Source organism: Bdellovibrio sp. HCB2-146 (genome assembly GCF_047345725.1).
In the GTDB taxonomy this organism is placed as follows: domain Bacteria; phylum Bdellovibrionota; class Bdellovibrionia; order Bdellovibrionales; family Bdellovibrionaceae; genus Bdellovibrio.
Genome location: NZ_JBLEQP010000001.1, coordinates 1,314,598 through 1,327,843, shown reverse-complemented (window position 1 = coordinate 1,327,843; position 13,246 = coordinate 1,314,598). Strand labels below are relative to the sequence as shown.

At 44.6% G+C, this 13,246-nt stretch carries 13 protein-coding genes; 1 reads left to right on the top strand and 12 read right to left on the bottom strand.

The genetic code is table 11. The features are described 5' to 3' along the window. Positions 1–3: 3 nt before the first annotated feature. From ACLWOR_RS06520 to ACLWOR_RS06475, 10 genes are all read right to left on the bottom strand, one after another. The gene (locus ACLWOR_RS06520) at positions 4–984 is read right to left on the bottom strand and encodes a P-loop NTPase (RefSeq protein WP_413939881.1); all 981 of its coding nucleotides are present in this window, start codon (positions 982–984) and stop codon (positions 4–6) included. Between the two features lie 13 nt (positions 985–997). Continuing rightward, a complete protein-coding gene (gene tsaB, locus ACLWOR_RS06515) occupies positions 998–1,693 on the bottom strand; it encodes a tRNA (adenosine(37)-N6)-threonylcarbamoyltransferase complex dimerization subunit type 1 TsaB (protein WP_413939880.1) in 696 nt (231 codons plus the stop codon). Further along, positions 1,690–3,348, bottom strand: a complete 1,659-nt coding sequence (gene rseP, locus ACLWOR_RS06510) for an RIP metalloprotease RseP (RefSeq protein ID WP_413939879.1) — start codon at positions 3,346–3,348, stop codon at positions 1,690–1,692. The genes tsaB and rseP overlap by 4 nt, the downstream gene beginning before the upstream one ends. Positions 3,349–3,422: 74 nt before the next feature. Continuing rightward, entirely contained in the window at positions 3,423–4,253 is an 831-nt protein-coding gene (locus ACLWOR_RS06505) for a phosphatidate cytidylyltransferase (RefSeq protein ID WP_413939878.1), read from the bottom strand. After that, positions 4,225–4,953 carry an isoprenyl transferase gene (locus ACLWOR_RS06500; RefSeq protein WP_413939877.1) on the bottom strand — a complete coding sequence of 243 codons (729 nt, stop codon included), beginning with the start codon at positions 4,951–4,953 and terminating at the stop codon, positions 4,225–4,227. The genes ACLWOR_RS06505 and ACLWOR_RS06500 overlap by 29 nt, the downstream gene beginning before the upstream one ends. 25 nt (positions 4,954–4,978) lie before the next feature. After that, positions 4,979–5,539: a ribosome recycling factor gene (frr, locus tag ACLWOR_RS06495; protein ID WP_413939876.1), complete on the bottom strand. Its 561-nt coding sequence runs from the start codon at positions 5,537–5,539 to the stop codon at positions 4,979–4,981. Positions 5,540–5,553: 14 nt separating this feature from the next. Continuing rightward, a complete protein-coding gene (pyrH, locus tag ACLWOR_RS06490; protein WP_413939875.1) occupies positions 5,554–6,267 on the bottom strand; it encodes a UMP kinase in 714 nt (237 codons plus the stop codon). Between the two features lies 1 nt (position 6,268). Next, positions 6,269–7,195: a translation elongation factor Ts gene (gene tsf, locus ACLWOR_RS06485; RefSeq protein WP_413939874.1), complete on the bottom strand. Its 927-nt coding sequence runs from the start codon at positions 7,193–7,195 to the stop codon at positions 6,269–6,271. 102 nt (positions 7,196–7,297) lie between these two features. Then, positions 7,298–8,236: a 30S ribosomal protein S2 gene (rpsB, locus tag ACLWOR_RS06480; protein WP_413939873.1), complete on the bottom strand. Its 939-nt coding sequence runs from the start codon at positions 8,234–8,236 to the stop codon at positions 7,298–7,300. A 425-nt stretch (positions 8,237–8,661) separates the two neighbouring features. Continuing rightward, the gene (locus tag ACLWOR_RS06475) at positions 8,662–9,375 is read right to left on the bottom strand and encodes an NTF2 fold immunity protein (RefSeq protein ID WP_413939872.1); all 714 of its coding nucleotides are present in this window, start codon (positions 9,373–9,375) and stop codon (positions 8,662–8,664) included. A 435-nt stretch (positions 9,376–9,810) separates the two neighbouring features. Here ACLWOR_RS06475 and ACLWOR_RS06470 point away from each other — a divergent pair, with 435 nt between their 5' ends. Beyond that, positions 9,811–11,142: a sensor histidine kinase gene (locus ACLWOR_RS06470; protein WP_413939871.1), complete on the top strand. Its 1,332-nt coding sequence runs from the start codon at positions 9,811–9,813 to the stop codon at positions 11,140–11,142. A gap of 31 nt (positions 11,143–11,173) precedes the next feature. Here ACLWOR_RS06470 and ACLWOR_RS06465 read toward each other — a convergent pair whose 3' ends face one another. Together ACLWOR_RS06465 and ACLWOR_RS06460 are read right to left on the bottom strand one after the other, a co-directional pair. Next, positions 11,174–12,325 (bottom strand): NAD(P)/FAD-dependent oxidoreductase, encoded by a 1,152-nt coding sequence (locus tag ACLWOR_RS06465; protein ID WP_413939870.1) that lies wholly within the window; start codon positions 12,323–12,325, stop codon positions 11,174–11,176. A 55-nt stretch (positions 12,326–12,380) separates the two neighbouring features. After that, complete coding sequence (locus ACLWOR_RS06460; RefSeq protein ID WP_413939869.1) at positions 12,381–13,217, bottom strand: CFI-box-CTERM domain-containing protein; 837 nt, start codon at positions 13,215–13,217, stop codon at positions 12,381–12,383. Between the last annotated feature and the right edge of the window lie 29 nt (positions 13,218–13,246).

The window sequence follows — 13,246 nt, the reverse complement described above, 5'->3', positions numbered from 1 at the left end:
ATATTATACTACGGCGCGAAGTTCCTCAGGATCAATAAGATGTTTGCAGCTATTCAAAAATTGTCCTGCAAGAGGGGTAAATGGCTGTGCTACTAGAGCGGGAGTGCGTGACTTGACAGACTGCCACACCGCATTGTCGTAGTTGATAGAAGCAGTGAAATCAATACCTAGGTCATAGTATTTGTGACAAACGCTTTTGATTGAGTGACCAAGTTCTGCGTTGGCTTGGCTACGGCACGAGTTCACAACAAGGCGAACAGGTTTCTGCGAAAGAGCTTCAAAGAAAGTATAAGAAATTCCAGTTTGTTCTTTCAGATAAGATTTAAAAGAGAATGGTTTGCTCAAAGTTCTTTGGCGGTGATCACGAAGAGTTGTGATCATGTTACCAAAAGCATCTGGTGCCGCGTTTTCTTTGAGTGAATGGCACATGTAAGCTTCGATAAAGCGATAAGTCTTTTCGATGCTTGTTGGTTCTGGAGACGTTACCAGGATTTTTTCATCAGCAGTTTTAAAGAGATTCAAATGTGCTTCCAAAGCCCCTGCACCAAGATCGACAAGGACGTAGTCGGCGCGCAGTTTTTTAAGCTCCGGAATCAAATTTTGAATTTGGTTGTAAGAGAAATCTGTCGGTGTCCAAGAATCCCAGAAGCCTTGCACGTAGGACAAACGTGGATATGTTGTCGGGATCACAAGTTCTTGCAGGGATTTTGCGCCTTCAAAGTAGTGGCGAATATTCATGTGAGAAGGATTTGCACCCAGAGATGTGTGTACGTTGGCTCCGCTCAAATCCAAATCAACAATCACAACAGAGTGGCCAAGCTTAGAAAGAGTCAGACCCAAACTAGTCGTCACAAAAGTTTTTCCAACGCCACCTTTACCAGAAGCAACCACCCACAATTGAGCATCTGCTTTTGCTTGCGCTGATTTTTTTGCTTTAACTTCGTTTGTCACAACATCTTTTGTTGTATCGAAATCTCTTTCCATGGAGCCGTCCTTGCTACTTCAGAGGTGTGATTAAAATCCCTTTCTTAGTCTCTTCGGCTTCAGACGCACGGATATAAAGAGGCACAAATGATTTCCAGTCCAAGGTTTGACCCTGTTTCGCTCGCTCGTAGGCAAGCATCGCTAGAGTCGAAGCATGAGGACTGTCTTCGAGGGAAGAATTGCGAGTCATTTTTGCTGATAATTCAGCAGGAAAATATTCATGGAATGCTTCCCAACCATCGCCGACGACAACAACATCGCGATCAACAAAAGCGGAAAGATGTCTCACCGGAACCGCTTCGGGACCTTTGACCATTTTTCCAGACTCATCGAATAGGGCTGAGTAAACCATGTTCTTGTAAGCATTGATGATTGCTAAAACTGGTTTGCCAAGTTTCAGTGCTGGAGTCGCGAGCAGAGTCAGAGTGTCGACAGCGACAAGGGGCTTTTCAAAGCTATACGCGTAGGTTTTGCCAGCGTTGGCAGCGACACGAATACCGGTGAAACTCCCTGGACCCTGTCCAATGGCGAAGACATCAATATCGGAAAGTGTGAGACCGGCTTTTTGGAGGCAGTTGTCGACAAAGACGTTGATGATTTCGGTGTGGGACTTTTGCCGAAAAGAGATTTCTTCGGCAACCAGTTTCCCATCAATAACCAGAGCAACACTGCCAAGCAGTGTGCTCGTTTCCATAGCTAGAACCTTCATAATCCTAATATACGAGTGAAGTCGTTAAAGAGGGCAAAGATCATAAGACTCATCAACAGAGCCATACCCACTTGTTGTGCGACTTCCATTTTGCGCAAACTTAGCGGCGCACCTTTCACAAGTTCGATAACATAGAACACAAGGTGTCCGCCATCAAGAACTGGGATTGGAAGAAGATTCAAAATAAAAAGATTCACAGAGATCACAGCCATCATTTGGAAGAACTGAGTCCAGCCAACTTTGAATGTTTCACTAGCTGCTTGTCCGATTGAGATCACTCCGCCAATGTTTTTTGGAGAGATCTTCGCTTGGAACAAACGAACAAAGCTCATCACTGTCATCACTGACACGTCCCAAGTTCTTTCTGTACCGCGAACCAAGGCCTCAATTGGATTTGAAGCTTTCACGATCATCAGCTCAGGTGCTGCCATATTCACGATGGGTGTAATGCCGATTGTGTAACGTTTTTCTTCCGTTCCACTTGCCGTCATTTGCGTCGTCATTTTTGGTGTGATGTTAAGATCAAGAACCTTACCATCACGAAGAACTGTCAACGCCACCGGATTTTTGCCGTCGAAGGATTTGATGTTGTTGATAACATCTTCCCACTTTTGCAAAGTCACTTTATTAATAGAAACCAAGCGATCCATTTCACGAAGGCCTGCCAGTTGCGCTGGCGAACCTTCCATCACGCGGCTCAAGTAAAGCTCAGAGCTTTCAAGACCCAGTGAAGACAGAGAATACTTTTGAATCGATGCCATCGGAGCCAGAGTCAGCACCGATGGTTTGTCAGCGCCTGCCACTTCTAGAGTCAGCGCTTCTTTCGGAGAGATTTGACCTAGTACTGTATCGAGTTCTCTCCAGTAAGCGACCTTACGACCGTTGATCGAAAGCAGTGTATCGCCAGTTTTAAGGCCCAGCGCTTTCAGTGGAGAACTGTCTAACACGCCAATCGTAGTGCCAGCAGAGTAAGGTGCAATGCCTTCGACGTTTCCGACATAGTCAAAACTAGAAAGCGGATTTGGATTGGCTTCAGGTTTTGCAGTCACAGCGAAAGTCGCTTTTTCGCCAGTACCTTCACGTTGAACTTCTACATCCAAACGTAGGTCCGTTGCTTCTTTAAGACCTAAAATATTTTGGAAATCTTCCCACGTGTTAATAGCCTTACCATTCACATTGATAAGTTTGTCGCCAGAGCGGAAGCCCGCCGTATAAGCGGCAGAATTCGCTGGAACATCACCCAACACCGGCGTTTTTGCATCTTCCCCCGCCATTGAAACGGCAAAGAAAATCAAAATAGCGAAGAAGAAGTTCATCAAAGGACCCGCAAGAACGACAGCAATTCTTTGCCATACGTTTTTGTGAGTGAAAGAAACTTTTTTATCTGCTTCGGAGATATTTTCGCCAGGCTGTTCGCCGAACATTTTTACGTAACCACCTAAAGGAATGATGGAAAGCGCGTATGTCGTGTCGCCTTTTTTATATTTTAAAATCTTTTTACCGAAACCAAGGCTGAACACCTCGACACGTACTCCGCACCAGCGTGCGACCAAGAAATGTCCTAACTCATGCACAAAAATCAGAATGCCGAGGAGGATGACGAAAGGGAGGATAACAGAGAGGCCCATATGTAGATAATTTGTGATCATTTCCATCCGCTTATTCTAGCGAAGCTTTAATGGCCGGGGCCAGGAAATAAAGATTGTGCCAAATAGGCTCGACTTAGTACCTACGACAAAAGGTGAGAGAGAATCAAAACGCCAAGCAATATAACGGGGCTCGCGAATAAAACGCCATCAATGCGATCTAATACGCCGCCGTGCCCAGGCATGATTTTTCCTGAATCTTTGACCTCTGCGACACGTTTTAAAAGAGACTCAAAGAAATCACCAAATTGGCCCGCGTAGCCCGCGAAAAGTGCGAGCGGCATTAAGAAGCTTAAATTGAATTCAGGGAGAAGAAAGTACCCACAAAGAGCTGCCGCCACTAAGGAACCAAAAAGCCCCCCGAACGATCCTTCCCAGGATTTTTTTGGAGATACGGCAGGCATCATTTTGCGACGGCCAAACAACACACCAAAAATATAAGCGAAAGTATCGCCAGCAAAAACAACGGCGAGTAAAAAGATAAACCAATTCAAACCTTGAGTATCAAGCAAGCGATATGCAAAAGCCGGCAACAGTCCCATATAGAACATGCCGAGAGCTCCGTTTGCTTGAATACGAACCATGCGCTGCAAATCCCCCGTGGTGTGCAGCACAAACAGCGACGCCAAAATCAAAATGATCAACGCGATTGAAAAAGCCAATGCGCCTAAATTCAATGTGATAGATGACAGTGCAAAAACCGCAAAGGTCAGCGCAAAGAAAAGCGCGCGAATAAATTTCGAGCTTTCTTTATTAAAGAGAATTTCTTGGAGTTCCCAAATTCCGATCGCCACAGCTAAGAAGATGACGAATTGCAAACCACGAACTTGGAAAAAGTAATAAGCAGCGAAAATAAGAGCGAGGGCAGCGATGGCTGAAAGGGCTCTAGTTTGAAAGCTTTTCCACGCTGTCATGTGCAACCTTGCCAAAACGACGTTGGCGTTGTGAGTAAGCTGTCAAAGCTTCCTCTAAATGTGTTTCAGTAAAATTAGGCCACAAGACATCTGTGAAGTAAAACTCCGAGTAAGCTGCTTGCCACAACAAGAAGTTCGACAAACGTTGCTCGCCACTTGTGCGAATAATCAAATCTGGATCTGGAGTTGGATACGTGCTGAGTGAGGAATTGATCATTTCCTCATCCACTTCGTGCGCTGAAATTTCGCCGTTAGCGATTTTTTCCGCGATATCACGAACTGCATTGGTGATCTCTTGACGAGAACCATAGCTCAAAGCAAAGACCAAATGCAGGCCTGTGCACTGAGCTGTAGTTGCCATCGCGCCTTCGATAGATTTCAAAACATCTTTTGGTAGGCGAGATAAATCACCGATCACAGAGAAACGGATATTTTCTTTAACAAGGTTTTCAGTTTCGCGACGAAGATAGCGCTGAAGGATTCTCATCAATAAAGAAACTTCAGTTTGTGGGCGGAACCAATTTTCAGTACTGAAAGCGTAGAGAGTCAGGTGTTTGATCCCACGACGAGAACATGCCGTGATGATTTTTTTCGCGACACGAGTTCCTTTGACGTGGCCAAATGAGCGCGGACGGTGCTTGAGCTGAGCCCAGCGACCGTTACCGTCCATTATAATTGCCACGTGTTTAGGAAGTGTCATGAAGTCTTAAGCTTTTACCAAGAAACTAGATCGTCATGATCGCTTTTTCTTTTTCGTCAGCGACCTGGTCTACTTTTTTAATAAAATCGTCAGTTACTTTTTGGATGTCAGCTTCTGATTTTTTACCTTCATCTTCACTGACTGCTTTGTCTTTTTGAAGTTTTTTAACTTCGTCATTCGCATCACGACGAGCCATACGAACAGCGACGCGTGCTTCTTCAGCGATTTTCTTAACTTGTTTAGCAAGGTCTTTACGACGTTCTTCAGTCAAATCTGGAACTTTCAAACGAATCACTTTACCGTCATTCATTGGCGCCATGCCAAGTTCTGATTTGATGATCGCTTGTTCGATATCTTTCAATACGGAAGCTTCCCAAGGAGCGATCAAGAAAGATTTAGCATCAGGGCAAGAGATAGACGCCACTTGAGCTAGAGGAGTTGGACTACCGTAGTAGTTCACTTTAATACCATCAAGCATAGAAACTTGCGCGCGGCCTGTACGAACTTTTTTAAGCTCTTCAGACAAAGCGTGAAGTGTCTTTTCCATTTTCGCTGTCGCGTTCTTTTTGATATCTGCCGTTGACATGATGATCTCCTTAATTAGTGAACAAGAGTTCCGATAGTTTCGCCTTGAACTGCGCGCAGGATATTTCCTGGAACAGTGAGATCGAAAGTGATGATCGGAAGTTTGTTATCCATACACATACTGATAGCCGTAGAATCCATCACTTGGAGACCGCGGTTCAATACGTCGATATAGCTAATCTTATCAAATTTCTTAGCATCAGAATGTTTCGCTGGATCTTTATCGTAGATACCGTCAACTTTTGTCGCTTTCATAATAACTTGTGCATTGATTTCCATTGCACGAAGAGAAGCGGCCGTGTCTGTAGTGAAGAATGGATTTCCAGTTCCAGCACCGAAAATCACGATGCGATCTTTTTCAAGATGGCGAATAGCACGACGACGGATGTAAGGTTCAGCAATTTCAGCCATTTCAATAGCTGTTTGCACGCGAGTTGGAACGTTCTCTTTTTCAAGAGCATCTTGTAGCGCCAAAGCGTTGATACAAGTCGCAAGCATTCCCATGTAGTCAGCACTTGCGCGATCCATACCCTCAGCAGAAGCGGCAACACCACGATAGATGTTACCGCCACCGATAACGATACCCATTTGAACGCCTGCTTTGTACGCTTCTGCCACGTCTTGTGCGATTTGTTTAATCACAGCAGTATTGATACCAGTCCCTTGCTTACCAGCAAGAGCTTCACCACTTAACTTGAGCAAAATGCGTTTATAAACAGGCTCTTTCAAACTAGTGTCCCTTCATTTGAGCTGCAACTTCAGCTGCAAAGTCGTTAGATTTCTTTTCGATACCAGCGCCCAATTCGAAACGTACGAAACGTTTGATTGTAACGTCAGCGCCGATTTCTTTTCCAACGTTTTTCGCCAATTCAGACACTTTCAAGTCTGGATTTTTAACGAAAGCTTGGTCCATAAGGCAGTTTTCAGCCAAGAACTTGCGGATTTGACCATCAACGATTTTTTCGATCATTTCTGGTTTTTTGCCTGATTCAAGGTTTTTCGCAGTCAAAATTTCTTTCTCTTTAGAAACAACATCCGCAGGGATTTGATCAGAAGAGATCGCCATTGGGTTCATCGCAGCGATGTGCAATGCAACGTCTTGAGCGAAAGTTTTCAAAGCTGGGTTTGCTACAGCTTCTGGTTTAGAAGCAGCAACTTCGATCATAACGCCGATTTTGCCTTCACCGTGGATGTATGTGTGCACCAAAGTGTTTGCAGAAGCAGTGTACTTCTCGTGACGACGAAGAACGATTTTTTCACCGATAGTAGCAGTTGCTTCAGTGAAAAGGTCGCCCAATTTTTTAGAAGGATTTTTAACGAATGCTTGTTCCAAAGCATCGCCAGTCGCAGTTGTTTTAAGCATGTGCTCAGTAACGTCAGCAACCAAAGCTTTGAAACCATCGTTACGAGCAACGAAGTCAGTTTCAGAGTTGATTTCCATTACAACACCAGTTGTGCCAACTACAGTTGCAGTTACAGCACCTTCAGCAGCGATACGGTCAGCTTTTTTCGCAGCAGCGCCAAGACCTTTTACGCGCAACCATTCAACAGCAGCATCAAAATCGCCAGAAGTCGCCTCAAGCGCCTTTTTGCAATCCATCATACCTGCGTTTGTTTTTTCTCTTAGCTCTTTAACAAGAGTAGCGGAAATAGACATAAGGAGAACTCCTTCAAATTATATAAAACTAAATATCAAAGACAGAATCAGAATAATAAATGGAAGGGCGGTTATCCCGCCCTTCTATCAATCCCCGGGGGATTACTCAGCAGAGTCAGAACCTTCAGTTGGGTTCTCAAGCTCAGCTTGGATTTCAACTTCTTCAGCTGTACCAGCTGCAACAAGTTTGCGTGATTTGCTTGCTTTAACAACTGCTGGGCCAGCACCTTTTTTAGGAGCTTCTTTGCCACCAGCTTTTGGAGCGCCACGACGCTTAGGAGCTTCTTCTTTACCTTCAGCTTTCGCTTCTTTAGCAACGTCAGATTGTTTGTCTGTCATTGTGCGAAGTTTTTGTTCCCAAGTTTTAGCACCTTCAAGGTAAGCTTCAGCAACTAGGTTCGCGAACAATTTGATTGAACGAATCGCATCGTCGTTACCTGGAATTGGATGCTCGATAGCCTCTGGATCAGAGTTTGTATCAGCGATCGCAACAACTGGGATGCCCAAGCGTTTAGCTTCAGCAACAGCGATGTGTTCTTTTGGAAGGTCTACTACGAACATTGCAGAAGGCATTTCTTTCATGTCGCGGATACCAGCCAAGAAATCAGTCAAGCGAAGGTATTCTTTTTCAAGCTTCGCGCGCTCTTTCTTAGTCAAGTAGTTGAACTCGCCTTTTTCTTTCATTTGATCGATTTTACGAAGACGATCGATAGAAGATTTGATCGTTTCGAAGTTCGTCAACATACCACCCAACCAACGCTTAGTTACGTAGTATTGACCGCATTTTTGTGCAGCTTCTACGATTGGTTCGATAGCTTGTTTTTTAGTTCCCACGAAAATCAAACGGCCGCCGTTTGCAGCAACTTCTTTAACGAAGTCAGCAGCTTTGTTAGCGCGTACAACAGTCTTTTGAAGGTCGATAATATGGATACCGCCTCTTGCTGTGTAAACGTATGGTTTCATTTTTGGGTTCCAACGCTGTGTTTGATGTCCGAAGTGGACGCCAGCGTCTAGCATTTCTTTCATGGTTACTTGAGCCATGGTAGTACTTCCTTTCTGGTTAATCCTCCTCCAGTGCAGAGCCAGCTTCTTTTTATCGCCGGAAGACCCTCTTTTTCAGTACTTGAGGGACCAGTTAGTGCACAGGAGTGTGTTATTGTTGGATTCTCGGGATATCACAGGGCGATATAGAGGGCAAGAAGTCTTTGCCCTCTGAAAGTGAATCTATTTCTAAAGCGGGTTTTAAGGTGATAGCCATGCGCGTTATCGGGGGCAGTGGTTTGAGTAAAACCCCTGCTGGGCGCTTATTTTAGAGATTTGCACACCTTTTTGTTGATGAGGCCTGGCCATCCATCATTGATTTGATAGGGTTGCTAGGTTGTGAACGAGTCGGTTTTGAGCAGAAGAAAAGTACGAAGACGATCGGAATGACTTTCAAGTCCGTCCGGTGCTATTCATTTCAAGCTCTACTTGTTATGTACTAAGTTTTTAACCTTACCATCTCTTTTGTTAAGTTCGATAGTAGCAACTCCGCCTTTGCAATTAGCACCAGATGGGCAATGGAAAGTTCCTGTTATCTTCCAAACATCGTTTTCAAGTCTCGCTTTAAACGGCCGCTGATTTAAAATCTTATCGCCATAGACATTAACAAGAATAGATTCGGCCGTTCGGATTGCGGCCTCCTCGTTGGGAAGCACACCATTTTCCGGAAGCTTGTCGCTTGCACTCACTATGCTTGCAAGCAACGACGACACTATAAATGTGATTATTTTTTTGGACATGTTAACCCTCTTTTCAATCGCCCTGCGGAGTTCAGTTGAATCAAGATATCCGTCAATCCCCCATATAGCATTACTCCAAATATCTTCCTTAGAGAAGCTTTCACTATCATAGCCAATTTGACTAGCGCCATGAGTATGATAGTCCGCTACCGTGCCTTTGGGAGGTTTAGGAAGATTTAATCCACTCGTGCTACCTCCAATTGGATATGTGGCAGAATATGTACCGTTGGAGTTCCGCACAATATATCCACCATATTCTAAATTCTGCTTAATGGATGTCGGATTCGAAAAGTTGATAGCATCTCCAGCAGCTTCACCTGCAGAATGAAATTGGTCACCGGGATCCAATCCTGACGGGTCAACAAAATTTACCGGATTTTGGGTCACGTACCCGAACAAGTTCGTGTCCCCACCGCCGAAAAGGATTGACCCAACGTGCTTGCAACGTGCCGTTGAGGGATTTGCCGATTCGACGATTAAGGCCGTCGATTTCGTATGTGATCACATCTCTATTTGGAAGAGTCACGCTCGTCAGGTTGCCGAAGACGTCGTACGTGTAGTTTGTTGTTGTGCTGAGGAGCGTGTTTGTTTTGCTCGAGAGGGCTCCGTTAATGTAAAAGATTGGTTAAAGATTTTGAGCATGATTTATCAAATCAGTTCGCTCTAATGTTCCGCCGTTGTTTTCGTCGTCTCAAAGTGATTCTTTTTTATTACATATTGCGGCTCTGAAAAGTGAGTATTTAGAGAGCCGAAGTGATGCCGATAAGTACTCAGTATTTCATGTAAACCTAGATTTGCCCTAGTTAAAATCTGTACGTTTATTGAAAGGCTAGAATGCGGCAAGAAGAGAAAATTCAGAGTTCCGAAGTCCTGGCGCTTTTTCATCATCAGGCCTTTGAGGTGGCGGTCCGTGTAGATCGGGCGTTTGCTATCTTGATGGCGGTTCAGTGGTTCGTCATCATCTTGGTTGCACTTTTTGTGTCGCCGAATGTGTGGAACTGGGGACCTGAAGCAGCTCACAATAACTTTCTGCTGGCCTTGGTTCTCGGCGGCCTTTTATCTCTACCAACTATTTTTTGTACCGTCGCTTTTCCGGGGAGGATTGGCACTCGCTACGTCACGGGAATTGCGCAGATGTGTTTTTCGACTCTGTTCATTCACCTGACGGGTGGGCGTATCGAAACGCATTTCCATGTATTCGTGTCCTTGGTGTTTCTGGCTTTTTATAAAGATGTGGCGCTGCTTTGGATTGGTGCTTTGATCGTTATTCTTTTTGACGACATCACACGCGAATATTTTTTTCCGTTGATCTTCAGAAGTGAAATTGCGCTGACTCACTGGCATTGGCTTGAACATGCCAGCTGGATTGTCTTTGAGTGTCTGGTTCTTTCTGTAGCAATCGTGCGAATCAATCAAGGCTTACTTGATACAGCTGAATCGAAACATCAGTTGATTCAAGCCCGCGAACACGCTCTAAAAGCAGCTTCTTTAAAATCAAACTTTCTTTCGAACATGAGCCATGAAATTCGGACCCCTCTGAATAGCATCATTGGTTTTAGCGATATCCTTAAAGACACCAAGCTGGATGAAGAACAGGCCTATTACGTCGGCACGATTCATCGCTGCTCGGACACGCTCTTGCATCTGATTAACGACATCTTAGATTTTTCAAAAATCGAAAATGGACTCATGCAAGTTGAACGCCATCGCTTTGATGTGCAAGAGCTGCATCATGATCTGCAAAGAATGTTCATGGTGATTTGCCGCGAGAAGGGTCTTGAGCTATCGGTCAAGATTGATGAGTCCGTTCCACGGCATGCTCTTGGTGATTCCTATCGACTGCGACAAGTTCTTACGAACCTTCTTTCCAATGCAATTAAGTTCACGCCAAAAGGACGAGTGGATCTGTGCGTGGGTATTCAAGACGGAAAACTCTGTTGGCAGGTGAAGGACACAGGAATTGGAATTCAAAAAGAAAATATCCCACATCTGTTTAAACACTTTACCCAAGCTGACTCGACAATCACACGTCGCTTTGGCGGTACGGGTTTGGGTTTGATGATTTCAAAAAACTTGATCGAACTGATGGGTGGAAAAATTTCAGTGGAAAGTGAAGTGGGAGCGGGAACTACTTTTTCTTTCGCAGTTCCCTTTGAAGAAGCCTAATACGCACCTGACGTAAGAGGCTTATCGGAAATTACATCGAAGCTTCGACTTCGGACTCAGATTCTTCTTCGTATTGTTCAGAAGTAGTCTCTGACTCAGTCACTTTGAACCCAAGAGAAGCCAAAATCATTTCAGCTTGTAGCAATGAACCAAGAACGTTTCTTTGTTCATTCATAGTTGCTGAAGCAATCCAAAGATTATTCAACTCAGGCAAAGTTTGGTTGCCACTGACTTTCAATTCGCCGTTACCAGCGATCAGAGGCGCAACAAAAATACGTTCCAATTTCAAACCATCAAGTGCTTCAGGGTAAGCGCGTTTGATTTGGCGTTTGATTTTTTTCAAAGCCATACCCACGACCTCACTGTCTTCAGTGGCTTCGTGCTCAATGAACGTCAACCACTGAGAAGATTGCAAAGTACCTTCTTCAGTTTCAACAACAGGACCGAACATACCAGCGCAAGGGCCGATTTCGTCTTGAGTTGTGCCGTTAAGAACGTGCATCGCAGTTGATTCCGTGACGGGTTTAGCGTGGCAAAGATCCAAGCACAAAGCTGTCCAGTAAGTGTTTTTAGAAAGGCGAGTGCGCGCACGGATGCTGATAGCATCTTCAGGCAACAACACAGCAAGATCTTTCACCGAGCCTGCGAAAATAAAGTTTTCTGCGTGCAAAGTTTTAGAACCGTTGATTGTGATGTGAGAAACTTTTGAACCTTCGTTGTGGAATTTCGTCACGTAAGAACGTGGCATGAAATCACCTTTGAACTGTTCAAAAAGTTTTTGTGTCCACTCGTACGGTTGCATCGCAAGTTCAATGCGTTTGCTTGAAGTGAAGTATTGCAACTCTTCGTAGAATGCTGGCGGGTTGTCACCAAAACCCAAGAAAGTTTTAAAGTTTCCAGAGTCGTAAGTAACAGGAGCCATTTCAGTCACATCTTTGATCACAGTCTGACCAACGAGGTTTTCAATAAATGCCATCGCTTTTTCAGCGAGAACTGAATCGGGAACAAAGCGCAGACCGTTGTTCATCGGGCCTGTCGGGAATTTGATTTGCTTGTTCACTCCAAATGGGAAATCCGCCGCTTCAATCAAAGCGATGTTTTTAGTTTCGCGGCTAAGTGCAGCAGCGATGCTAAGTCCGGTAAGTCCACTTCCAATAATTGCGTAATCGTAGATATGAGCCATGCAAATACCTTCCCTCAAAATAGAAGGGCTTTGCAAGCCTCAAAGAGAGGAAAAACTAGCTAACGCATTTAATCAAGATGCGGAGAAGGCCTCTGACAGCAGGTTTGAGCCAGCTCTGCTTATCGAGTAAGCAAGCAAAAGACGGGGAGAAGCGGTAATAAGCCAAAATAAACGCGCGTCCCCATTTGTATTTCTTCAGTGTGAGATCACGGAAGATACGGAGATCTTGAACTTCAGGAGCTTGCGGATTTTCAAAGGCCGCCGTCGCGATAAAGCAACGCGGACGCTCTTTGTTAGCGAGCTTTAAGAATTGTTTTACGATTTGCGGATTCTTTGCCGTTTTCTGGAAAGATTCAGCCTTGCGAATGATATCTGGATAAATCGGTGTAAACTGAATAAAGATCGCCAGTTGTTTCGCTGCATTCGTCATGCGATCCGAATACTTGTCATGAGTATCGTAAATACGCATCAAATCCCAATAGACCGATGCCACAACAGTGAGTTCCGTTGTGCGGGCACTTTCTTTAAAAACTTCCGGTTTTAGGCGATCGCCTTTTTTCACATCAAAAACGATGTCGAGAATTTTCAAATATTTTTCGTATGAAATCGCGGCTTCAGAGAAAAGCTTTTGGCCCATGCACATGCGCGCTTTTTTTATTAGCATCACACGGCTTTTCCAAAGAGTGAGGCGATGTTGTTCCTTGGCTCTTTCTTGAGCCATCAACACACCACCGCTGCTGTTAGCAACAACGCGCTTTAAATCGGATAAACAGCCCGCACAAACTTCAGGAGGAACGCCGGTTTCCCCTGCTGTTTGCAATCGACCCATCAGATCTCCATCTACGGGGTGCAGTTCTGTTACTTGTATTCCGCAGCGCGGGCATTGAATCATTCTTTATTCCTTAAGCTTCTATTCTAGGA